38 protein-coding genes are annotated in these 21,359 nt (G+C 51.5%); 33 read left to right on the plus strand and 5 right to left on the minus strand.

Annotated elements, in window-relative coordinates:
* Positions 1-50: 50 nt before the first annotated feature.
* The 31 genes from rpsJ (at position 51) to OQV00_RS02300 (ending at position 14,879) form a co-directional block, all read left to right on the plus strand.
* Positions 51-362: a 30S ribosomal protein S10 gene (gene rpsJ, locus OQV00_RS02150; RefSeq protein WP_001181005.1), complete on the plus strand. Its 312-nt coding sequence runs from the start codon at positions 51-53 to the stop codon at positions 360-362.
* A 32-nt stretch (positions 363-394) separates the two neighbouring features.
* Positions 395-1,024: a 50S ribosomal protein L3 gene (gene rplC, locus OQV00_RS02155; protein WP_004868374.1), complete on the plus strand. Its 630-nt coding sequence runs from the start codon at positions 395-397 to the stop codon at positions 1,022-1,024.
* 10 nt (positions 1,025-1,034) lie between these two features.
* Positions 1,035-1,640 carry a 50S ribosomal protein L4 gene (rplD, locus tag OQV00_RS02160; protein WP_000424395.1) on the plus strand — a complete coding sequence of 202 codons (606 nt, stop codon included), beginning with the start codon at positions 1,035-1,037 and terminating at the stop codon, positions 1,638-1,640.
* The gene (gene rplW, locus OQV00_RS02165; protein ID WP_004868363.1) at positions 1,637-1,939 is read left to right on the plus strand and encodes a 50S ribosomal protein L23; all 303 of its coding nucleotides are present in this window, start codon (positions 1,637-1,639) and stop codon (positions 1,937-1,939) included. Before rplD ends, rplW begins: the two co-directional genes overlap by 4 nt.
* Positions 1,940-1,956: 17 nt before the next feature.
* Entirely contained in the window at positions 1,957-2,778 is an 822-nt protein-coding gene (rplB, locus tag OQV00_RS02170) for a 50S ribosomal protein L2 (RefSeq protein ID WP_002919786.1), read from the plus strand.
* A gap of 16 nt (positions 2,779-2,794) precedes the next feature.
* Positions 2,795-3,073 carry a 30S ribosomal protein S19 gene (rpsS, locus tag OQV00_RS02175; protein WP_001138115.1) on the plus strand — a complete coding sequence of 93 codons (279 nt, stop codon included), beginning with the start codon at positions 2,795-2,797 and terminating at the stop codon, positions 3,071-3,073.
* 14 nt (positions 3,074-3,087) lie between these two features.
* Positions 3,088-3,420 (plus strand): 50S ribosomal protein L22, encoded by a 333-nt coding sequence (rplV, locus tag OQV00_RS02180; RefSeq protein ID WP_002919773.1) that lies wholly within the window; start codon positions 3,088-3,090, stop codon positions 3,418-3,420.
* Between the two features lie 17 nt (positions 3,421-3,437).
* On the plus strand, positions 3,438-4,136 hold the full coding sequence (gene rpsC / locus OQV00_RS02185) for a 30S ribosomal protein S3 (protein ID WP_002919766.1): 699 nt from the start codon (positions 3,438-3,440) through the stop codon (positions 4,134-4,136).
* 12 nt (positions 4,137-4,148) lie between these two features.
* The gene (gene rplP / locus OQV00_RS02190) at positions 4,149-4,559 is read left to right on the plus strand and encodes a 50S ribosomal protein L16 (protein ID WP_002919759.1); all 411 of its coding nucleotides are present in this window, start codon (positions 4,149-4,151) and stop codon (positions 4,557-4,559) included.
* Positions 4,559-4,750 (plus strand): 50S ribosomal protein L29, encoded by a 192-nt coding sequence (gene rpmC / locus OQV00_RS02195; RefSeq protein WP_004868359.1) that lies wholly within the window; start codon positions 4,559-4,561, stop codon positions 4,748-4,750. The genes rplP and rpmC overlap by 1 nt, the downstream gene beginning before the upstream one ends.
* Positions 4,750-5,004 carry a 30S ribosomal protein S17 gene (gene rpsQ, locus OQV00_RS02200; protein WP_249086941.1) on the plus strand — a complete coding sequence of 85 codons (255 nt, stop codon included), beginning with the start codon at positions 4,750-4,752 and terminating at the stop codon, positions 5,002-5,004. Before rpmC ends, rpsQ begins: the two co-directional genes overlap by 1 nt.
* A gap of 161 nt (positions 5,005-5,165) precedes the next feature.
* Positions 5,166-5,537, plus strand: a complete 372-nt coding sequence (rplN, locus tag OQV00_RS02205; protein WP_002919748.1) for a 50S ribosomal protein L14 — start codon at positions 5,166-5,168, stop codon at positions 5,535-5,537.
* 10 nt (positions 5,538-5,547) lie between these two features.
* Positions 5,548-5,862, plus strand: coding sequence for a 50S ribosomal protein L24 (gene rplX, locus OQV00_RS02210; RefSeq protein WP_004106345.1), 315 nt, complete (start codon positions 5,548-5,550; stop codon positions 5,860-5,862).
* Positions 5,863-5,876: 14 nt separating this feature from the next.
* Positions 5,877-6,416 carry a 50S ribosomal protein L5 gene (rplE, locus tag OQV00_RS02215; RefSeq protein WP_001096206.1) on the plus strand — a complete coding sequence of 180 codons (540 nt, stop codon included), beginning with the start codon at positions 5,877-5,879 and terminating at the stop codon, positions 6,414-6,416.
* A 14-nt stretch (positions 6,417-6,430) separates the two neighbouring features.
* Positions 6,431-6,736, plus strand: a complete 306-nt coding sequence (rpsN, locus tag OQV00_RS02220; RefSeq protein WP_002919667.1) for a 30S ribosomal protein S14 — start codon at positions 6,431-6,433, stop codon at positions 6,734-6,736.
* A 33-nt stretch (positions 6,737-6,769) separates the two neighbouring features.
* Entirely contained in the window at positions 6,770-7,162 is a 393-nt protein-coding gene (rpsH, locus tag OQV00_RS02225) for a 30S ribosomal protein S8 (protein ID WP_004106343.1), read from the plus strand.
* 12 nt (positions 7,163-7,174) lie between these two features.
* Complete coding sequence (rplF, locus tag OQV00_RS02230; protein WP_004868354.1) at positions 7,175-7,708, plus strand: 50S ribosomal protein L6; 534 nt, start codon at positions 7,175-7,177, stop codon at positions 7,706-7,708.
* Positions 7,709-7,717: 9 nt separating this feature from the next.
* Positions 7,718-8,071 (plus strand): 50S ribosomal protein L18, encoded by a 354-nt coding sequence (rplR, locus tag OQV00_RS02235; RefSeq protein WP_000358960.1) that lies wholly within the window; start codon positions 7,718-7,720, stop codon positions 8,069-8,071.
* 14 nt (positions 8,072-8,085) lie between these two features.
* Positions 8,086-8,589, plus strand: coding sequence for a 30S ribosomal protein S5 (rpsE, locus tag OQV00_RS02240; protein ID WP_004106339.1), 504 nt, complete (start codon positions 8,086-8,088; stop codon positions 8,587-8,589).
* 3 nt (positions 8,590-8,592) lie between these two features.
* Positions 8,593-8,772, plus strand: coding sequence for a 50S ribosomal protein L30 (gene rpmD, locus OQV00_RS02245; RefSeq protein ID WP_001140434.1), 180 nt, complete (start codon positions 8,593-8,595; stop codon positions 8,770-8,772).
* 3 nt (positions 8,773-8,775) lie between these two features.
* A complete protein-coding gene (rplO, locus tag OQV00_RS02250; RefSeq protein WP_004868352.1) occupies positions 8,776-9,210 on the plus strand; it encodes a 50S ribosomal protein L15 in 435 nt (144 codons plus the stop codon).
* Positions 9,211-9,217: 7 nt separating this feature from the next.
* Positions 9,218-10,549, plus strand: coding sequence for a preprotein translocase subunit SecY (gene secY / locus OQV00_RS02255; protein ID WP_004868351.1), 1,332 nt, complete (start codon positions 9,218-9,220; stop codon positions 10,547-10,549).
* 31 nt (positions 10,550-10,580) lie between these two features.
* A complete protein-coding gene (rpmJ, locus tag OQV00_RS02260; RefSeq protein ID WP_000868187.1) occupies positions 10,581-10,697 on the plus strand; it encodes a 50S ribosomal protein L36 in 117 nt (38 codons plus the stop codon).
* A 146-nt stretch (positions 10,698-10,843) separates the two neighbouring features.
* A complete protein-coding gene (rpsM, locus tag OQV00_RS02265) occupies positions 10,844-11,200 on the plus strand; it encodes a 30S ribosomal protein S13 (RefSeq protein ID WP_004868349.1) in 357 nt (118 codons plus the stop codon).
* 16 nt (positions 11,201-11,216) lie between these two features.
* Complete coding sequence (rpsK, locus tag OQV00_RS02270; protein WP_004138423.1) at positions 11,217-11,606, plus strand: 30S ribosomal protein S11; 390 nt, start codon at positions 11,217-11,219, stop codon at positions 11,604-11,606.
* Positions 11,607-11,639: 33 nt separating this feature from the next.
* Positions 11,640-12,260 (plus strand): 30S ribosomal protein S4, encoded by a 621-nt coding sequence (rpsD, locus tag OQV00_RS02275; protein WP_004868345.1) that lies wholly within the window; start codon positions 11,640-11,642, stop codon positions 12,258-12,260.
* Positions 12,261-12,285: 25 nt separating this feature from the next.
* Entirely contained in the window at positions 12,286-13,275 is a 990-nt protein-coding gene (locus OQV00_RS02280; protein WP_002919219.1) for a DNA-directed RNA polymerase subunit alpha, read from the plus strand.
* A gap of 40 nt (positions 13,276-13,315) precedes the next feature.
* Positions 13,316-13,702 (plus strand): 50S ribosomal protein L17, encoded by a 387-nt coding sequence (gene rplQ / locus OQV00_RS02285; protein ID WP_004868344.1) that lies wholly within the window; start codon positions 13,316-13,318, stop codon positions 13,700-13,702.
* A gap of 107 nt (positions 13,703-13,809) precedes the next feature.
* Complete coding sequence (locus OQV00_RS02290) at positions 13,810-14,178, plus strand: DnaJ family domain-containing protein (protein WP_004868343.1); 369 nt, start codon at positions 13,810-13,812, stop codon at positions 14,176-14,178.
* A gap of 2 nt (positions 14,179-14,180) precedes the next feature.
* Complete coding sequence (zntR, locus tag OQV00_RS02295) at positions 14,181-14,606, plus strand: Zn(2+)-responsive transcriptional regulator (RefSeq protein ID WP_015585629.1); 426 nt, start codon at positions 14,181-14,183, stop codon at positions 14,604-14,606.
* A 57-nt stretch (positions 14,607-14,663) separates the two neighbouring features.
* A complete protein-coding gene (locus tag OQV00_RS02300; RefSeq protein ID WP_004868338.1) occupies positions 14,664-14,879 on the plus strand; it encodes an alternative ribosome-rescue factor A in 216 nt (71 codons plus the stop codon).
* On the opposite strand, the gene mscL is transcribed toward OQV00_RS02300, so the two are convergent.
* From mscL to def, 5 genes are all read right to left on the minus strand, one after another.
* Complete coding sequence (gene mscL, locus OQV00_RS02305) at positions 14,880-15,293, minus strand: large-conductance mechanosensitive channel protein MscL (protein WP_004868336.1); 414 nt, start codon at positions 15,291-15,293, stop codon at positions 14,880-14,882.
* Positions 15,294-15,436: 143 nt separating this feature from the next.
* Positions 15,437-16,813 carry a Trk system potassium transporter TrkA gene (gene trkA / locus OQV00_RS02310; protein ID WP_004868333.1) on the minus strand — a complete coding sequence of 459 codons (1,377 nt, stop codon included), beginning with the start codon at positions 16,811-16,813 and terminating at the stop codon, positions 15,437-15,439.
* A 13-nt stretch (positions 16,814-16,826) separates the two neighbouring features.
* Entirely contained in the window at positions 16,827-18,122 is a 1,296-nt protein-coding gene (gene rsmB, locus OQV00_RS02315) for a 16S rRNA (cytosine(967)-C(5))-methyltransferase RsmB (RefSeq protein ID WP_104896040.1), read from the minus strand.
* A gap of 51 nt (positions 18,123-18,173) precedes the next feature.
* The gene (fmt, locus tag OQV00_RS02320; RefSeq protein WP_015585632.1) at positions 18,174-19,121 is read right to left on the minus strand and encodes a methionyl-tRNA formyltransferase; all 948 of its coding nucleotides are present in this window, start codon (positions 19,119-19,121) and stop codon (positions 18,174-18,176) included.
* 14 nt (positions 19,122-19,135) lie between these two features.
* Positions 19,136-19,645 (minus strand): peptide deformylase, encoded by a 510-nt coding sequence (def, locus tag OQV00_RS02325; RefSeq protein WP_004868326.1) that lies wholly within the window; start codon positions 19,643-19,645, stop codon positions 19,136-19,138.
* A gap of 128 nt (positions 19,646-19,773) precedes the next feature.
* Between def and dprA the strand changes: the two genes are divergently transcribed.
* A complete protein-coding gene (gene dprA, locus OQV00_RS02330) occupies positions 19,774-20,898 on the plus strand; it encodes a DNA-protecting protein DprA (RefSeq protein WP_004868325.1) in 1,125 nt (374 codons plus the stop codon).
* Positions 20,870-21,343, plus strand: coding sequence for a DUF494 family protein Smg (gene smg, locus OQV00_RS02335; protein ID WP_004868322.1), 474 nt, complete (start codon positions 20,870-20,872; stop codon positions 21,341-21,343). Before dprA ends, smg begins: the two co-directional genes overlap by 29 nt.
* Positions 21,344-21,359: the final 16 nt, after the last annotated feature.

Consider the following 21,359-nt stretch of genomic DNA (forward strand, 5'->3'; position numbering starts at 1 on the left):
GGGTATGAGGAGTAACCATTTCGTCTATAAATAATTGGAGCTCTGGTCTCATGCAGAACCAAAGAATCCGTATCCGTCTTAAAGCGTTTGATCATCGTCTGATCGATCAATCAACCGCGGAAATCGTCGAGACTGCCAAGCGCACTGGTGCGCAGGTCCGTGGTCCGATCCCGCTGCCGACCCGCAAAGAGCGCTTTACCGTTCTGATTTCTCCGCACGTCAACAAAGATGCGCGCGATCAGTACGAAATCCGCACTCACAAGCGTCTGGTTGACATCGTTGAGCCAACTGAGAAAACCGTTGATGCTCTGATGCGTCTGGATCTGGCTGCCGGTGTAGACGTGCAGATCAGCCTGGGTTAATCAGGTCATCGAGCGATTGAGAGGTTGAAACAATGATTGGTTTAGTCGGTAAAAAAGTGGGCATGACCCGCATCTTCACTGAAGATGGCGTATCTATCCCAGTAACCGTAATCGAAGTTGAAGCAAACCGTGTTGCTCAGGTCAAAGACCTGGCTAACGATGGTTACCGCGCAATTCAGGTTACCACCGGTGCTAAAAAAGCTAACCGTGTAACCAAGCCGGAAGCTGGTCACTTCGCTAAAGCTGGCGTAGAAGCTGGCCGTGGTCTGTGGGAATTCCGTCTTGCTGACGGCGAAGAATTCACCGTAGGTCAGAGCATTAGCGTTGAACTGTTTGCTGACGTTAAAAAAGTTGACGTAACCGGTACCTCTAAAGGTAAAGGTTTTGCTGGTACCGTTAAGCGCTGGAACTTCCGTACCCAGGACGCTACTCACGGTAACTCCTTGTCCCACCGCGTTCCGGGTTCTATCGGTCAGAACCAGACTCCGGGCAAAGTGTTCAAAGGCAAGAAAATGGCAGGTCAGCTGGGTAATGAGCGTGTCACCGTTCAGAGCCTGGACGTAGTACGTGTTGACGCTGAGCGCAACCTGCTGCTGGTTAAAGGTGCGGTCCCGGGTGCAACCGGTAGCGACCTGATCGTTAAACCAGCTGTGAAGGCGTAAGGGGATAGCAATGGAATTAGTATTGAAAGACGCGCAGAGCGCGCTGACTGTTTCCGAAACTACCTTCGGTCGTGATTTCAACGAAGCGCTGGTTCACCAGGTTGTAGTTGCTTATGCAGCTGGTGCTCGTCAGGGTACTCGTGCTCAGAAGACTCGTGCTGAAGTAACTGGTTCAGGCAAAAAGCCGTGGCGCCAGAAAGGTACCGGCCGTGCGCGTTCAGGTTCTATCAAGAGCCCGATCTGGCGTTCCGGTGGCGTAACCTTCGCTGCTCGTCCGCAGGACCACAGTCAAAAAGTTAACAAAAAGATGTACCGCGGCGCGCTGAAAAGCATTCTGTCCGAACTGGTACGTCAGGATCGTCTGATCGTTGTCGAGAAGTTCTCTGTTGAAGCGCCTAAAACTAAGCTGCTGGCACAGAAACTGAAAGACATGGCTCTGGAAGATGTGCTGATCATCACCGGTGAGCTGGACGAGAACCTGTTCTTGGCTGCGCGCAACCTGCACAAGGTTGACGTACGCGATGCAACTGGTATCGACCCGGTTAGCCTGATCGCCTTCGACAAAGTCGTAATGACTGCTGATGCTGTTAAGCAAGTTGAGGAGATGCTGGCATGATTCGTGAAGAACGTCTGCTGAAGGTGCTGCGTGCACCGCACGTTTCTGAAAAAGCGTCTGCTGCGATGGAAAAAACAAACACCATCGTTCTCAAAGTTGCTAAAGACGCGACCAAAGCAGAAATCAAAGCTGCTGTGCAGAAACTGTTTGAAGTCGAAGTCGAAGTCGTTAACACCCTGGTAGTTAAAGGGAAAGTTAAACGTCACGGACAGCGTATCGGTCGTCGTAGCGACTGGAAAAAAGCTTACGTCACCCTGAAAGAAGGCCAGAATCTGGACTTCGTTGGCGGCGCTGAGTAAGTCGGAGGAGTAATACAATGGCAGTTGTTAAATGTAAACCGACATCTCCGGGTCGTCGCCACGTTGTTAAAGTGGTTAACCCTGAGCTGCACAAGGGCAAACCTTTTGCTCCGTTGCTGGAAAAAAACAGCAAATCCGGTGGTCGTAACAACAATGGCCGTATCACCACCCGTCATATCGGTGGTGGCCACAAGCAGGCTTACCGTATTGTTGACTTCAAACGCAACAAAGATGGTATCCCGGCAGTTGTTGAGCGTCTTGAGTACGATCCGAACCGTTCCGCGAACATCGCGCTGGTTCTGTACAAAGATGGCGAACGCCGTTACATCCTGGCCCCTAAAGGCCTGAAAGCTGGCGACCAGATTCAGTCTGGCGTTGATGCTGCAATCAAAGCAGGCAACACCCTGCCGATGCGCAATATCCCGGTTGGTTCTACCGTTCATAACGTAGAAATGAAACCAGGTAAAGGCGGTCAGCTGGCTCGTTCCGCTGGTACTTACGTTCAGATCGTTGCTCGCGACGGTGCTTATGTCACCCTGCGTCTGCGTTCTGGTGAAATGCGTAAAGTCGAAGCAGACTGCCGCGCTACTCTGGGCGAAGTTGGCAATGCTGAGCATATGCTGCGCGTACTGGGTAAAGCAGGTGCTGCACGCTGGCGTGGTGTTCGTCCTACCGTTCGCGGTACTGCGATGAACCCAGTCGACCACCCACATGGTGGTGGTGAAGGTCGTAACTTTGGTAAGCACCCGGTATCCCCGTGGGGCCTGCAGACCAAAGGTAAGAAGACCCGCAGCAACAAGCGTACTGATAAATTCATCGTACGTCGCCGTAGCAAATAATTTTAGAGGATAAGCCATGCCACGTTCTCTCAAGAAAGGTCCTTTTATTGACCTGCACTTGCTGAAGAAGGTAGAGAAAGCGGTGGAAAGCGGAGACAAGAAGCCCCTGCGCACTTGGTCCCGTCGTTCAACGATCTTTCCTAACATGATCGGTTTGACCATCGCTGTCCATAATGGTCGTCAGCACGTTCCAGTTTTTGTTTCCGACGAAATGGTTGGTCACAAACTGGGTGAATTCGCACCGACTCGTACTTATCGCGGCCACGCTGCTGATAAAAAAGCGAAGAAGAAATAAGGTAGGAGGAAGAGATGGAAACTTTAGCTCAACATCGCCATGCTCGTTCTTCTGCTCAGAAGGTTCGCCTTGTAGCTGACCTGATTCGCGGTAAGAAAGTGTCGCAGGCCCTGGATATTCTGACCTACACCAACAAGAAAGCTGCTGTACTGGTCAAGAAGGTACTGGAATCTGCCATTGCTAACGCTGAACACAACGATGGCGCTGACATTGACGATCTGAAAGTTGCGAAAATTTTCGTAGACGAAGGCCCGAGCATGAAGCGCATTATGCCGCGTGCGAAAGGTCGTGCAGATCGCATCCTGAAGCGCACCAGCCACATCACTGTGGTTGTGTCCGATCGCTGAGACTCTGGAGACTAGCAATGGGTCAGAAAGTACATCCTAATGGTATTCGCCTGGGTATTGTCAAACCATGGAACTCTACCTGGTTCGCGAACACCAAAGAATTCGCTGACAACCTGGACAGCGATTTTAAAGTACGTCAGTTCCTGACTAAAGAACTGGCTAAAGCGTCCGTATCTCGTATCGTTATCGAGCGTCCGGCTAAGAGCATCCGTGTGACTATTCACACTGCTCGCCCGGGCATCGTGATCGGTAAGAAAGGCGAAGACGTAGAAAAACTGCGCAAGGTCGTAGCGGATATCGCTGGCGTTCCTGCACAGATCAATATCGCCGAAGTTCGTAAGCCAGAACTGGACGCTAAATTGGTTGCTGACAGCATCACTTCTCAGCTGGAACGTCGCGTTATGTTCCGTCGTGCGATGAAGCGTGCTGTACAGAACGCAATGCGTCTGGGCGCTAAAGGTATCAAAGTTGAAGTTAGCGGCCGTCTGGGCGGCGCGGAAATCGCACGTACCGAATGGTACCGTGAAGGTCGCGTACCGCTGCACACTCTGCGTGCTGACATCGACTACAACACCTCTGAAGCGCACACCACTTACGGTGTAATCGGCGTTAAGGTATGGATCTTCAAAGGCGAGATCCTGGGTGGTATGGCTGCTGTTGAACAACCGGAACCGGCTGCTCAACCTAAAAAGCAGCAGCGTAAAGGCCGTAAATAAGGAGCGTCGCTGATGTTACAACCAAAGCGTACAAAATTCCGTAAAGTGCACAAAGGCCGCAACCGTGGTCTGGCGCAGGGTACGGATGTTAGCTTCGGCACTTTCGGTCTGAAAGCTGTTGGCCGTGGTCGTCTGACTGCACGTCAGATCGAAGCAGCACGTCGTGCTATGACCCGTGCAGTTAAGCGTCAAGGTAAGATCTGGATCCGTGTATTCCCGGACAAACCGATCACCGAGAAGCCGCTGGAAGTTCGTATGGGTAAAGGTAAAGGTAACGTGGAGTACTGGGTTGCCTTGATTCAGCCGGGTAAAGTCCTTTATGAAATGGACGGCGTACCGGAAGAGCTGGCCCGTGAAGCCTTCGGCCTGGCAGCAGCGAAACTGCCTATCAAAACCACCTTTGTAACTAAGACGGTGATGTAATGAAAGCAAAAGAGCTGCGTGAAAAAAGCGTTGAAGAGCTGAACGCTGAGCTGCTGAACCTGCTGCGTGAGCAGTTCAACCTGCGTATGCAGGCTGCAAGTGGCCAGCTGCAACAGACTCATCTGCTGAAGCAAGTGCGTCGTGATGTTGCACGCGTTAAGACTTTACTGACTGAGAAGGCGGGTGCGTAATGACCGATAAAATCCGTACTCTGCAAGGTCGCGTAGTTAGCAATAAAATGGATAAATCCATCGTTGTTGCTATCGAACGTTTTGTGAAACACCCGATCTACGGTAAATTCATCAAGCGTACGACCAAACTGCACGTACATGACGAGAACAACGAATGCGGTATCGGCGACGTGGTCGAAATCCACGAATGCCGTCCGCTGTCCAAGACTAAGTCCTGGACGCTGGTTCGCGTTGTAGAGAAAGCAGTTCTGTAATAGAGCCTGCATTCTCAACGGATAAACGGCTCAGCGATGAGCCGTTTATTTTTTCTACCCATATCCGATTTCCGGTGTTATAATGCCGCGCCCTCGATATGGGGATTTTTAACGGCCCGACTTTGGGTCTCAGTAGTAGTTGACATTAGCGGAGCACTAAAATGATCCAAGAACAGACTATGCTGAACGTCGCCGACAACTCCGGTGCACGTCGCGTAATGTGTATCAAGGTTCTGGGTGGCTCGCACCGTCGCTACGCAGGCGTAGGCGACATCATCAAGATCACCATCAAGGAAGCAATTCCGCGTGGTAAGGTCAAGAAAGGTGATGTGCTGAAGGCGGTAGTGGTGCGCACCAAGAAGGGTGTTCGTCGCCCGGACGGTTCTGTCATTCGCTTCGATGGTAATGCATGCGTTATTCTGAACAATAACAGCGAGCAGCCCATCGGTACGCGTATTTTTGGGCCGGTAACTCGTGAGCTTCGTACCGAGAAGTTCATGAAAATTATCTCTCTGGCACCAGAAGTACTCTAAGGAGCGAATCATGGCAGCGAAAATCCGTCGTGATGACGAAGTTATCGTGTTAACCGGTAAAGATAAAGGTAAACGCGGTAAAGTTAAGAATGTCTTGTCTTCCGGCAAGCTCATTGTTGAAGGTATCAACCTGGTTAAGAAACACCAGAAGCCGGTTCCGGCTCTGAACCAACCAGGCGGCATCGTTGAAAAAGAAGCTGCTATTCAGGTTTCTAACGTTGCAATCTTCAATGCGGCAACCGGCAAGGCTGACCGTGTAGGCTTTAGATTCGAAGACGGCAAAAAAGTCCGTTTCTTCAAGTCTAACAGCGAAACTATCAAGTAATTTGGAGTAGTACGATGGCGAAACTGCATGATTACTACAAAGACGAAGTAGTTAATAAACTCATGACTGAGTTTAACTACAATTCTGTCATGCAAGTCCCTCGGGTCGAGAAGATCACCCTGAACATGGGTGTTGGTGAAGCGATCGCTGACAAGAAACTGCTGGATAACGCAGCAGCTGATCTGACAGCAATCTCCGGTCAAAAGCCGTTGATCACCAAAGCACGCAAATCAGTTGCAGGCTTCAAAATCCGTCAGGGCTATCCGATCGGCTGTAAAGTAACTCTGCGTGGCGAACGCATGTGGGAGTTCTTTGAGCGCCTGATCACTATTGCTGTACCGCGTATCCGTGACTTCCGTGGCTTGTCCGCTAAGTCTTTCGACGGTCGTGGTAACTACAGCATGGGTGTCCGTGAGCAGATCATCTTCCCAGAAATCGACTACGATAAAGTCGACCGCGTTCGTGGTTTGGATATTACCATTACCACTACTGCGAAATCTGATGAAGAAGGCCGCGCTCTGCTGGCTGCCTTTGACTTCCCGTTCCGCAAGTAAGGTAGGGTTACTTAATGGCTAAGCAATCAATGAAAGCACGCGAAGTAAAGCGCGTGGCTTTAGCTGATAAATTCTTCGCTAAACGCGCTGAACTGAAAGCTATCATCTCTGATGTGAACGCAACCGACGAAGATCGTTGGAATGCCGTTCTCAAGCTGCAGACTCTGCCGCGTGATTCCAGCCCGTCTCGTCAGCGTAACCGCTGCCGTCAAACAGGTCGTCCGCATGGTTTCCTGCGGAAGTTCGGGTTGAGCCGTATCAAGGTCCGTGAAGCCGCAATGCGCGGTGAAATCCCGGGTCTGAAAAAGGCTAGCTGGTAATTGTCACCAATTGAATCACGGGAGTAAAGACAGATGAGCATGCAAGATCCGATCGCGGATATGCTGACCCGTATCCGTAACGGTCAGGCCGCGAATAAAGCTGCGGTCACCATGCCTTCCTCCAAGCTGAAAGTGGCAATTGCCAACGTGCTGAAGGAAGAAGGCTTTATTGAAGATTTTAAAGTTGAAGGCGACATCAAGCCGGAACTGGAACTGACTCTTAAGTATTTCCAGGGTAAAGCTGTTGTAGAAAGCATTCAGCGTGTCAGCCGCCCAGGTCTGCGCATCTATAAGCGTAAAGATGAGCTGCCAAAAGTTATGGCGGGTCTGGGTATCGCAGTTATTTCTACCTCTAAAGGTGTTATGACTGATCGTGCAGCGCGCCAAGCTGGTCTTGGTGGCGAAATTATCTGCTACGTAGCCTAATCGGAGGAAAAAATGTCTCGTGTTGCTAAAGCACCGGTCGTTATTCCTGCCGGCGTTGACGTAAAAATCAACGGTCAGGTTATTACGATCAAAGGTAAGAATGGCGAGCTGACTCGTACTCTCAACGATGCTGTTGAAGTTAAACATGCAGATAATGCACTGACCTTCGGTCCGCGTGATGGTTTCGCAGACGGTTGGGCTCAGGCTGGTACCGCGCGTGCCCTGCTTAACTCAGTAGTTATCGGTGTTACCGAAGGCTTCACTAAAAAGCTTCAGCTGGTTGGTGTAGGTTATCGTGCAGCGGTTAAAGGGGATGTAGTAAACCTGGCTTTAGGTTTCTCTCATCCTGTTGAACACAAACTGCCGGCCGGTATCACTGCAGAATGCCCGACTCAAACTGAAATCGTGCTGAAAGGCGCTGATAAGCAGGTGATCGGTCAGGTTGCAGCAGATCTGCGCGCCTACCGTCGTCCTGAGCCTTATAAAGGCAAGGGTGTTCGTTACGCCGACGAAGTCGTGCGTACCAAAGAGGCTAAGAAGAAGTAAGGTAACACTATGGATAAGAAATCTGCTCGTATCCGTCGTGCGACCCGCGCACGCCGCAAGCTCCAGGAGCTGGGTGCAACTCGCCTGGTGGTACATCGTACCCCGCGTCATATTTACGCACAGGTAATTGCACCGAACGGTTCTGAAGTTCTGGTAGCTGCTTCTACTGTAGAAAAAGCTATCGCTGAACAACTGAAGTACACCGGTAACAAAGACGCGGCTGCAGCTGTGGGTAAAGCTGTTGCTGAACGCGCTCTGGAAAAAGGCATCAAAGATGTTTCCTTTGACCGTTCCGGGTTCCAATATCATGGTCGTGTCCAGGCACTGGCAGATGCTGCCCGTGAAGCTGGCCTTCAGTTCTAAGGTAGAGGTGTAAGATGGCTCACATCGAAAAACAAGCTGGCGAACTGCAGGAAAAGCTGATCGCGGTTAACCGCGTATCTAAAACCGTTAAAGGTGGTCGTATTTTCTCCTTCACAGCTCTGACTGTAGTTGGTGATGGTAATGGCCGCGTAGGTTTTGGTTACGGTAAAGCGCGTGAAGTTCCAGCAGCGATCCAGAAAGCGATGGAAAAAGCCCGTCGCAATATGATTAACGTCGCGCTGAACCACGGCACCCTGCAACACCCGGTTAAAGGTGTTCACACGGGTTCTCGTGTATTCATGCAGCCAGCTTCCGAAGGTACCGGTATCATCGCCGGTGGTGCAATGCGCGCCGTTCTGGAAGTTGCTGGAGTTCATAACGTTCTGGCTAAAGCATATGGTTCCACCAACCCGATCAACGTGGTTCGTGCAACTATTGATGGCCTGGAAAATATGAATTCTCCAGAAATGGTCGCTGCCAAGCGTGGTAAATCCGTTGAAGAAATTCTGGGGAAATAAACCATGGCAAAGACTATTAAAATTACTCAAACCCGCAGTGCAATCGGTCGTCTGCCGAAACACAAGGCAACGCTGCTTGGCCTGGGTCTGCGTCGTATTGGTCACACCGTAGAACGCGAGGATACTCCTGCTGTTCGTGGTATGGTCAACGCGGTTTCCTTTATGGTTAAAGTTGAGGAGTAAGAGATGCGTTTAAATACTCTGTCTCCGGCCGAAGGCTCCAAAAAGGCGGGTAAACGCCTTGGTCGTGGTATCGGTTCTGGCCTCGGTAAAACCGGTGGTCGTGGTCACAAAGGTCAGAACTCTCGTTCTGGCGGTGGCGTACGTCGCGGTTTCGAGGGTGGTCAGATGCCTCTGTACCGTCGTCTGCCGAAATTCGGCTTCACTTCTCGTAAAGCGATGATCACTGCAGAAGTTCGTCTGTCTGATCTGGCTCACGTAGAAGGCGATGTAGTCGACCTGAACACGCTGAAAGCAGCTAACATTATCGGTATTCAGATTGAGTTCGCGAAAGTGATCCTGTCTGGTGAGGTAGCTCGTCCGGTAACTGTTCGTGGCCTGCGTGTGACTAAAGGTGCTCGTGCTGCTATCGAAGCTGCTGGCGGTAAAATTGAGGAATAAGTAGCAGATGGCTAAGCAACCGGGATTAGATTTTCAAAGTGCCAAAGGTGGACTTGGCGAACTGAAACGCAGACTTTTGTTTGTTATCGGTGCGCTGATTGTGTTCCGTATTGGTTCTTTTATTCCGATCCCTGGTATTGATGCCGCTGTACTTGCCAAACTGCTTGAGCAACAGCGAGGCACCATCATTGAAATGTTCAACATGTTCTCTGGTGGTGCTCTCAGCCGTGCTTCTATCTTTGCTTTGGGTATCATGCCGTATATTTCGGCATCGATTATTGTCCAACTGTTGACGGTTGTTTATCAGCCGCTGGCAGAAATAAAGAAAGAAGGGGAGTCTGGTCGTCGTAAGATCAGCCAGTACACCCGCTACGGTACTCTGGTGTTGGCGATATTCCAGTCGATCGGTATTGCTACCGGTCTGCCGAATATGCCTGGTATGCAGGGCCTGGTGATGAATCCAGGCTTTGCATTCTATTTCACCGCTGTTGTAAGTCTGGTCACAGGGACGATGTTCCTGATGTGGCTCGGCGAACAGATTACTGAACGTGGTATCGGTAACGGTATTTCGATCATTATCTTCGCTGGTATTGTTGCGGGTCTCCCGCCAGCCATCGCCCATACTATCGAGCAAGCGCGTCAAGGCGACCTGCACTTCCTCCTGTTGCTGTTGGTTGCAGTATTAGTATTTGCCGTGACCTTCTTTGTTGTATTCGTAGAACGTGGTCAACGCCGCATTGTGGTGAACTACGCGAAGCGTCAACAAGGTCGTCGTGTCTATGCTGCACAGAGCACACATTTACCGCTGAAAGTGAATATGGCAGGGGTTATCCCGGCAATCTTCGCTTCCAGTATTATTCTGTTCCCTGCGACCATCGCGTCATGGTTCGGGGGCGGAACCGGTTGGAACTGGCTGACAACAATTTCGCTGTATTTGCAGCCTGGGCAACCGCTTTATGTGTTACTCTATGCGTCTGCAATCATATTCTTCTGTTTCTTCTACACGGCGTTGGTTTTCAACCCGCGTGAAACAGCAGATAACCTGAAGAAGTCCGGTGCATTTGTACCAGGAATTCGTCCGGGAGAGCAAACGGCGAAGTATATTGATAAAGTGATGACTCGCCTGACCTTGGTTGGTGCGTTATACATTACCTTTATCTGCCTGATCCCGGAGTTCATGCGTGATGCAATGAAAGTGCCGTTCTACTTCGGTGGAACCTCGCTGCTTATTGTTGTCGTTGTGATTATGGACTTTATGGCTCAAGTGCAAACTCTGATGATGTCAAGTCAGTACGAGTCTGCATTGAAGAAGGCGAACCTGAAAGGCTACGGCCGCTAACAGGGCGCCCGAGAAGTTACGGAGAGTAAAAATGAAAGTTCGTGCTTCCGTCAAGAAATTATGCCGTAACTGCAAAATCGTTAAGCGTGATGGCGTCATCCGCGTGATTTGCAGTGCCGAGCCAAAGCATAAACAGCGCCAAGGCTGATTTTTTCGCATATTTTTCTTGCAAAGTTGGATTGAGCTGGCTAGATTAGCCAGCCAATCTTTTGTATGTCTGTGCGTTTCCATTTGAGTATCCTGAAAACGGGCTTTTCAGCATGGTGCGTACATATTAAATAGTAGGAGTGCATAGTGGCCCGTATAGCAGGCATTAACATTCCTGATCAGAAACATACCGTAATCGCATTAACTGCTATTTTCGGTATCGGCAAGACCCGCTCTAAAGCCATCTGTGCTGACACGGGTATCGCTGAAAATGTTAAGATCAGTGAGCTGTCTGAAGAACAAATTGAATCCCTGCGTGAAGCAGTAGGTAAATTTGTCGTTGAAGGTGATCTGCGCCGTGAAATCACCCTGAGCATCAAGCGTCTGATGGACCTTGGTTGCTATCGTGGTTTACGCCATCGTCGTGGTCTTCCGGTTCGCGGTCAGCGTACTAAGACCAACGCACGTACCCGTAAGGGTCCGCGTAAACCGATCAAGAAATAATCGGGGTGATTGAATAATGGCAAAGGCACCAGTTCGTGCACGTAAGCGTGTAAGAAAACAAGTCTCTGATGGCGTGGCTCATGTCCATGCTTCTTTTAACAACACCATCGTTACCATTACCGATCGTCAGGGTAACGCACTGGGTTGGGCAACAGCCGGTGGTTCCGGTTTCCGTGGTTCTCGCAAATCCACTCCGTTTGCAGCTCAGGTTGCAGCAGAGCGTTGCGCTGAAGCCGTAAAAGAATACGGCATCAAGAATCTGGAAGTTATGGTCAAAGGTCCGGGTCCGGGTCGCGAATCTACCATTCGTGCACTGAACGCCGCTGGTTTCCGCATCACTAATATTACTGATGTGACTCCGATCCCTCATAACGGTTGTCGTCCGCCGAAAAAACGTCGCGTATAACGCGCTCGTTTCTAGGATTGTTGGAGAAAGAAAATGGCAAGATATTTGGGTCCTAAGCTCAAGCTGAGCCGTCGTGAGGGCACCGACTTATTCCTTAAGTCTGGCGTTCGCGCGATCGATACCAAGTGTAAAATTGAACAAGCTCCTGGCCAGCACGGTGCGCGTAAGCCGCGTCTGTCTGACTATGGTGTGCAGTTGCGTGAAAAGCAAAAAGTTCGCCGTATGTACGGTGTGCTGGAGCGTCAGTTCCGTAACTATTATAAAGAAGCAGCACGTCTGAAAGGCAACACCGGTGAAAACCTGTTAGCTCTGCTGGAAGGTCGTCTGGACAACGTTGTATACCGTATGGGCTTCGGCGCGACTCGTGCTGAATCACGTCAGCTGGTTAGCCACAAAGCTATCATGGTAAACGGTCGTGTTGTTAACATTGCTTCTTATCAGGTTAAAGCGAACGACGTTGTTAGCATTCGTGAGAAAGCGAAAAAGCAATCTCGCGTGAAAGCCGCTCTGGAGCTGGCTGAGCAGCGTGAAAAGCCAACCTGGCTGGAAGTTGATGCTGGCAAGATGGAAGGTACGTTCAAGCGTCAGCCGGAACGTTCTGATCTGTCTGCGGACATTAACGAACACCTGATCGTCGAGCTTTACTCCAAGTAAAGCTTAGTACCAAAGAGAGGACACAATGCAGGGTTCTGTGACAGAGTTTCTAAAACCGCGCCTGGTCGATATCGAGCAAGTGAGTTCGACGCACGCCAAGGTGACCCTTGAGCCTTTAGAGCGTGGCTTTGGCCATACTCTGGGTAACGCACTGCGCCGTATTCTGCTCTCATCGATGCCGGGTTGCGCGGTGACCGAGGTTGAGATTGATGGTGTACTGCACGAGTACAGCACCAAAGAAGGCGTTCAGGAAGATATCCTTGAAATCCTGCTCAACCTGAAAGGGCTTGCGGTGAGAGTTCAGGGTAAAGATGAAGTCATCCTTACTTTGAATAAATCTGGCATTGGCCCTGTGACCGCAGCCGACATTACCCATGACGGTGATGTCGAAATCGTCAAGCCGCAACATGTGATCTGCCACCTGACCGATGAGAACGCTGCTATTAGCATGCGTATCAAAGTTCAGCGCGGTCGCGGTTATGTGCCGGCTTCTGCCCGAATTCATTCGGAAGAAGATGAGCGCCCAATCGGCCGTCTGCTGGTCGACGCATGCTACAGCCCGGTAGAGCGTATTGCCTACAATGTTGAAGCAGCGCGTGTAGAACAGCGTACCGACCTGGACAAGCTGGTCATCGAAATGGAAACCAACGGCACAATCGATCCTGAAGAGGCGATTCGTCGTGCGGCAACCATCCTGGCAGAACAACTGGAAGCTTTCGTTGACTTACGTGATGTACGTCAGCCGGAAGTGAAAGAAGAGAAACCAGAATTCGATCCGATCCTGCTGCGCCCTGTTGACGATCTCGAATTGACTGTCCGCTCTGCTAACTGCCTCAAGGCAGAAGCTATCCACTATATCGGTGATCTGGTACAGCGTACCGAGGTTGAGTTGCTGAAAACGCCGAACCTGGGTAAAAAATCTCTTACCGAGATTAAAGACGTGCTGGCTTCACGTGGTCTGTCTCTGGGCATGCGCCTGGAAAACTGGCCACCGGCAAGCATTGCTGACGAGTAACCGGATCACAGGTTAAGGTTTTACTGAGAAGGATAAGGTCATGCGCCATCGTAAGAGTGGTCGTCAACTGAACCGCAACAGCAGCCATCGCCAGGCTATGTTCCGTAACATGGCTGGTTCGCTGGTTCGTCATGAAATCATCAAGACGACCCTGCCGAAAGCGAAAGAACTGCGTCGCGTAGTTGAGCCGCTGATTACTCTTGCCAAGACTGATAGCGTTGCTAATCGTCGTCTGGCATTCGCCCGTACTCGTGATAACGAGATCGTGGCAAAACTGTTTAACGAGCTGGGCCCGCGTTTCGCGAGCCGCGCCGGTGGTTACACTCGCATTCTGAAGTGTGGCTTCCGTGCAGGCGACAACGCGCCGATGGCATACATCGAGCTGGTTGATCGTGCTGAGCTGAAAGCAGAAGCTGCTGCAGAGTAATCTGTAGTAACGTAAAAAAACCCGCCTCGGCGGGTTTTTTTATATCCTCGCTACGGCTGCTTCACTACAATATCTGTATTCTTTTTGTTCATCCCCGGAGCAGAATGATGTGGTTGCTGGATCAGTGGGCAGAACGCCATATCCTTGACGCACAAACCAAAGGCGAGTTTGATGATCTTCCTGGTCGTGGAGAGCCACTGACTTTGGACGATGACCTGCATGTGCCACCTGAACTACGCGCGGGCTACCGCTTACTCAAAAATGCCGGCTGTCTGCCTCCTGAACTTGAGCAACGACGAGAAGCCGTTGCGCTGGTCGATTTATTAAAAGCGGCCCGTCCGGACGATCCGCACTATGCAGAGCTCAGCCGCCGACTTGCGTTACTGGAACTGAAGTTACGCCAGGCAGGATTGAATACTGATTTTTTACGCGGTGAATATGCTGACAGGCTTCAGAATAAAATTGATGAGGAGTAGGTATGTACCGTATTGGTGAACTCGCAAAGCTGGCTGATGTCACACCCGATACCATTCGCTACTATGAAAAACAGCAGATGATGGCTCACGATGTACGTACAGAAGGTGGATTTCGCCTCTATACCGAGAACGACCTTCAGCGCCTGCGTTTCATCCGCTATGCCCGTCAGCTCGGGTTTACCCTTGAAGCGATCCGCGAATTATTGTCGATCCGTGTCGATCCGGAGCATCATACCTGTCAGGAGTCAAAAGGCATTGTTCAGGCACGCCTGAGCGAAGTCGACGCACGAATTAAAGAGCTACAAACAATGCGCCGTTCATTGCAACGACTCAATGAGGCCTGCTGCGGCACAGCTCATAGCAGCGTGTATTGTTCTATTCTCGAGGCCCTTGAGCAAGGAGCCAGTAGTGCTACGGTGGAACGTTGATTTTTTCATCGCGCGGATCTACACTCGCGCCGATCTCATTCACATTCAGGAGCTATTATGAGCCGCTATCAACATACGAAAGGGCAAATAAAAGACAATGCCATTGAGGCGTTGCTACATGACCCGTTATTCAGACAGAGAGTAGAGAAAAACCGGAAGGGGAAAGGCAGCTACCAACGTAAAGATAAACATGTGGGGCGGAATGACCGGGAGGCCAGTGGCAAAAGAGTGAATCACTTTTTTACCACTGGCCTTCTGCTTTCTGTTGCCTGATTACGAACGGTTATTCTGTTCTTTCAGCAGATCGCGAATCTCACTCAACAAGACTTCTTCTTTCGTTGGTGCCGGTGGCGCAGCAGGAGCTTCTGCCTTTTTGCGATTCAGGTTATTCATCAGCTTGATTGCCATAAAAATGGCAAAGGCCACGATCACGAAATCAAACACGTTCTGGATAAACACCCCATAATGCATTACAACAGCCGGGACATCGCCCTGTGCATCGCGTAACGTGACGGCGAACGATTTAAAATCAATTCCACCAATCAGCAGGCCAAGTGGCGGCATAATAATATCGGCAACCAGTGACGATACAATTTTACCAAATGCCGCACCAATGATGACACCCACTGCCAAATCAACAACATTCCCGCGCATCGCGAAGTCGCGAAACTCTTTTAAAATACTCATTTTATTCTCCATAAACCCGCTAACAGAAGTAAGTTTATCAAATGTATTTCCATTTGCCATTGCTGTTGAATAATTGCTAAAAAATATTATCCCCTGATATATAAAGGATAATCAAAAAGGGCGCCATACAGGCGCCCGTGCAATTAGAGGAAGAAAGGACTGGGTTGGAAAAGACGCTCGACGTCGGATATAAATTTTTTGTCGGTCAGAAACATAATGACGTGATCGCCCTGTTCAATACGCAGGTTATTATTCGCGATCATTACGTCATTGCCACGGACGACAGCACCGATGATCGTGCCCGGCGGTAGCTTGATCTCATCGATCGCGCGACCTACTACACGGGAGGTACTTTCATCGCCGTGAGCCACAGCTTCAATGGCCTCCGCGACACCGCGGCGCAGTGAGGAGACGCCAACAATATCAGCCTTACGGACATGGCTCAGCAGGGCGGAGATCGTGGCTTGCTGCGGCGATATAGCAATATCGATCACGCTACCCTGCACCAGATCGACGTAGGCTTTCCGCTGGATCAACACCATGACTTTTTTAGCGCCCATCCGTTTGGCCAGCATTGCGGACATGATATTAGCTTCATCGTCGTTGGTGACGGCAATAAAGAGATCCACTTGATCGATGTGTTCTTCCGCCAGCAGCTCCTGATCCGAGGCATCGCCATAGAAGACGATCGTATTCTGTAGTTTCTCCGCAAGCTCGGCGGCGCGTTGCTGATCGCGTTCGATCAGCTTAACGCTGTAATCTTTCTCAAGACGACGAGCAAGACCTGCGCCGATATTCCCCCCGCCAACCAGCATGATGCGCTTATAGGGTTTTTCCAGGCGCTGTAGCTCACTCATGACGGCACGAATATGCTGCGATGCGGCAATGAAGAATACTTCATCGCCGGCTTCAACGATTGTCGAACCCTGCGGGCGAATGGGCCTGTCGTGGCGGAAAATGGCCGCTACGCGAGTATCGATATGCGGCATGTGTTCGCGCATTGTCGAGAGCGCATTCCCCACCAGTGGACCGCCGTAGTAGGCTTTTACCACCGCGAGGCTGACTTTACCTTCGGCAAAGTTTACGACCTGCAGTGCTCCCGGGTATTCAATAAGTCGGTAGATGTTGTCGATAACTAACTGTTCAGGGGCGATCAGATGATCGATAGGCACCGCTTCCGAGTGGAACAGTTTTTCGGCATCCCGTACATAATCCGGAGAACGGATACGCGCAATACGATTAGGCGTATTGAACAGTGAATAGGCAACCTGGCAGGCGACCATATTGGTTTCATCTGAACTGGTTACGGCAACCAGCATGTCGGCATCATCGGCGCCTGCTTCACGCAGCACGCGTGGATGGGAACCGTGCCCCTGAACAACGCGAAGGTCGAATTTATCCTGCAGGCTGCGCAGGCGGTCACCATTGGTGTCGACCAGGGTGATATCGTTGTTCTCTCCCACGAGGTTTTCCGCGAGAGTTCCGCCTACCTGACCGGCGCCCAGAATAATAATCTTCATCAGCAGTGATCCATTATTTCCGATGTTTGATCAGCTTAGCGTAAAAGAACCCGTCACCCTCTTCTGCGCCGGGCAAATTTTGCACGCCCGGCTGCTCAGGCGTGCCGGTGAGGCTGAGCTCTGCATCTGGCGTACGCTTCAGGAATGCAGCAATTTGCTGGCTATTCTCTTCCGGAAGAATTGAGCAGGTCGCGTAGACCAGTGTTCCGCCAGGTTTCAGGTGAGGCCAGATGGCGTCAAGAATCTCCGCCTGCAGCTGGGCCAGCTCGGCAATGTCGCGATCGCGGCGTAGCCATTTAATATCCGGATGACGACGAATGACGCCGGTTGCTGAACAGGGGGCATCGAGCAGAATGCGATCGAACTGTTCGTCTTCGCACCACTGAGCGGGATAGCGGCCATCACCCTGCTTCACCTGCGCTTTCATGCCGAGTCGCTTCAGGTTGTCATAGACACGCGACAGGCGCTGCTCATCAATATCAACCGCCAGGACGCTGGCCTGCGGCGCAACTTCCAGAATATGCGTCGTTTTACCGCCGGGGGCAGCACACAGGTCGAGGATTCTCTCGCCGTTTTCCGGGGTCAGGTAGCGCATACAGCCCTGGGCTGAAGCATCCTGGACGGTAACCCAGCCCGGGTCGAATCCTGGTAATGCCTGAACGGGGGCCGGCGTGGCCAGACGCACCGCATCCGGATAATCAGGGTGGGTAAACCCGTGCAGTCCGGCCTCTTCCAGCAGCGCAAGCCACTCATCGCGTGAATGATGACTGCGGTTTACGCGCAGCCACATGGGCGGGCGTTGGTTATTTGCATCGACAATAGCCTGCCATTGCTGCGGCCATGATTTTTGCAGACGCTTGAGCAGCCATGCCGGATGAAGAAAACGACTCTCACTTTGGGCAAATTCGGCCAACAAAGCTTCCTGCTGGCGCTGAAACTGGCGTAAAACGCCGTTGATAAGTCCCTTCAACTGCGGGCGTTTGATAGCTACCGCGCCTTCCACCGTTTCTGCCAGCGCAGCATGGGCCGGAATGCGGGTATAGAGCAGCTGATAAAACCCCACCATAATTAAATAGTGAACGGTTCGCTGTTTGCCCGTCATCGGGCGAGCCATCAGTTTGTTAACCAGCCAGTCCAGCTGGCTGAGGGTACGCAGGACACCAAAGCACAGCTCTTGCAGCAGCGCTTTGTCCTTTTCCCCGACCTTTTGCTGTAATGGCGGCAGAACGTTACTTAATGACTGACCTTGCTCGACAACCTGCTCAACGGCTTTCGCCGCCAGACTGCGTAAATTTAGATTTTTTTTCATAACCGCAAAATAAAAATGCCCGGTAAACCCGGGCCTTAGAAATGACTACCGTCAGGAGAGACGGTTACCGGGGATAAACCATTCCCGGCGAGAATTTAGCAAGTCCTGGGCGCTCATTGCTTTTTTACCTGCCGGCTGCAATGACTCGAGGTTCAGGATGCCATTGCCGGTTGCCACCTGAATGCCTTGCTTGCCAGCGGCCACGATCGTACCAGGTTCAGCACCGCTGGTTTCAGCAATGACGGATGCCTGCCACACTTTCACCGGTTGCTCATCAATTTCCAGCCAGCTCATGGGCCACGGGTTGAAGGCGCGAATACAACGTTCGAGCTGCGCAGCGGAAAGAGACCAGTCAATGCGCGCTTCTTCTTTACTGAGCTTCTCAGCGTAGGTCACCAATGCCTCATCCTGGACTTCCGGCTGAGTTGAGCCGTCTGCGAGCTGAGTTAACGTTTCCAGTAACCCTTGTGGGCCGAGCTCTGCCAGCTTGTCATACAGACTGGCGCTGGTATCTTGCGCAGCGATCGGGCAGGAGAGTTTATGCAGCATGTCTCCTGTATCCAGACCGACATCCATCTGCATGATGGTCACACCGGTTTCGGCATCACCCGCCCAGAGTGAGCGCTGTATAGGCGCCGCTCCGCGCCAGCGCGGCAGAAGAGAACCGTGGACGTTAATACAGCCAAGGCGCGGCATATCCAGAACCGCTTTTGGCAGAATCAGTCCATACGCGACGACGACCATGACATCGGCATTAAGCGAGGAGACCAGCTGCTGGTTTTCCTGTGGACGCAGGGATGCCGGCTGGAATACCGGCAAATTGTTAGCTTCAGCCAGCACTTTTACCGGGCTCGGCATGAGCTTTTTACCGCGGCCAGCGGGGCGATCGGGCTGGGTAAATACGCCAACGATCTGGTGCCCAGACGACAGCAGCGCATCGAGATGACGCGCTGCAAAATCGGGGGTTCCCGCAAAGATAATACGTAGTGATTGTGACACGTTAGTCCTTGTCCTCAGGCACGCGTACGCAAACGGTCCAGTTTTTCAACTTTCTGCCGAATACGCTGTTGTTTTAGCGGCGACAGATAATCGATAAACAGTTTGCCTACCAGGTGATCCATTTCATGCTGGATACAGATAGCCAGCAGGCCGTCAGCATTCAGTTCAAACGGCTTGCCTTCGCGATCCAATGCACGAATCTTCACGGTTTCGGCACGTGGCACCAGTGCACGCTGTTCCGGGATAGACAAGCAACCTTCTTCGATGCCCGTTTCACCGTCTTTTTCCAACAGCTCCGGGTTGATTAACACCAGCTGCTCTTCACGGTTTTCTGAGACATCGATAACGATAATGCGCTGATGAATATCCACCTGGGTAGCGGCCAGACCAATACCTTCTTCCGCGTACATCGTCTCGAACATATCATCGACGATACGTTGAATTTCCGCATTAACTTCTTTTACCGGTTCAGCGACTTTGCGAAGGCGCTCGTCCGGGATATGTAACACTTGCAAAACTGCCATAAAGATCCAGAGTCGTATTCAGGAGTTGATAAGATTATTAGCTCTATTCTAGACAAAACCCCCTGTAATTGACAGTCTCGCTGTCCAATCGCAAAGATTGTTAAAGCCACTTATGGCAGGGGACAGGGATGGCACCTACGGAGATCTGGCTGCGTCTGATGAAGGTGAACGGCCTTTATGGTGACGGGATGGTGATGGCTGCCAGAATACTGCATGCAGCCCCGGTGCCAGATAGCGAAGTATTGTACGTCTGCGGTCTGAGCGCAGCGCAAGCGAAGCAATTTCTATCCGTTAGCCAACGAGAGCTTGAGTCTACCCTATTGTGGCTGGAGCAACCCGGGCGCCACCTGCTGCTGGCCGATAGTCCTTATTATCCACCCCGACTGCGCGCCATCGCTGACTATCCCGGCGCGCTTTTCGTTTGTGGGGATTTAGCCGTGTTAAGCAGTTTACAGCTGGCCGTTGTCGGCAGCCGCTCCCACTCCTGGTACGGTGCCCGGTGGGGGAAACAGTTCAGTGAAGACCTGGCGCATCTTGGTATCACCATTACCAGCGGCCTGGCGATCGGCATTGACGGCGTCGCTCACCGCGGCGCACTTGAGGCGCGCGGGAAGACAATCGGCGTACTTGGCAATGGGTTAGGCGCAATCTACCCACGTCGTCATCATGCATTAGCCGGAAAGATAGTGGAAAGCGGAGGAGCATTGCTGTCTGAGTTTCCCCTTTCAACCTCCCCGTGGCCGGGAAATTTCCCTCGTCGGAATCGAATTATCAGCGGACTCAGTATTGGCGTGCTGGTGATTGAGGCCGCTCTGAAAAGCGGCTCGCTGGTGACGGTTCGCTGTGCGCTGGAACAAGGAAGAGAGGTTTTTGCATTACCCGGGCCGGTAGGTAATCCGGGTTCCGAAGGTCCACACTGGCTGATTAAACAAGGCGCCATCCCCGTGACATCAGCGCAAGATATCATCGACCATTGCCAGCAGGAGCTGCGATGGCTCCAGGATGTGCCTGACAAGATAAATAATTGCATGGATCCGCCTCCCGTAGCATTGCCATTTCCAGAGCTCCTGGCTAACGTAGGAGATGAGGTAACACCTGTTGACGTTGTCGCTGAACGTGCCGGCCAATCTGTGCCAGTGACCGTAGCTCAGCTACTTGAACTGGAGTTAGCAGGCTGGATCGCAGCTGTACCCGGCGGCTATGTCCGATTAAGGAGGGCAAGCCATGTTCGACGTACTCATGTATTTGTTTGAGACTTACATCCAAAACGAAGCAGAAATGCGCGTGGACCAGGATAAACTGACCCGGGATCTCACCGATGCAGGATTCGATCGGGAAGATATCTACAACGCGTTGATGTGGCTCGAGAAACTGGCTGACTATCAGGAGGGGCTCGTTGCTCCCATGCAGCTTGCTTCTGACCCGCTCTCTTTGCGGATTTATACCGAAGAAGAGTGTCTGCGTCTGGATGCCAGTTGCCGGGGATTTTTATTATTCCTCGAGCAGATTCAGGTGTTGAACCTCGAAACGCGGGAAATGGTGATAGAGCGTGTGCTGGCTCTGGATACAGCAGAATTTGATCTGGAAGACCTGAAATGGGTGATCCTGATGGTACTGTTTAATATTCCGGGCTGCGAAAATGCCTATCAACAAATGGAAGAATTACTCTTCGAAGTAAATGAAGGTATGCTGCACTAATCTTATTGCGGCAACA

The organism is Klebsiella sp. DY2415 (genome assembly GCF_026314315.1).
Classification (GTDB): domain Bacteria; phylum Pseudomonadota; class Gammaproteobacteria; order Enterobacterales; family Enterobacteriaceae; genus Klebsiella; species Klebsiella ornithinolytica.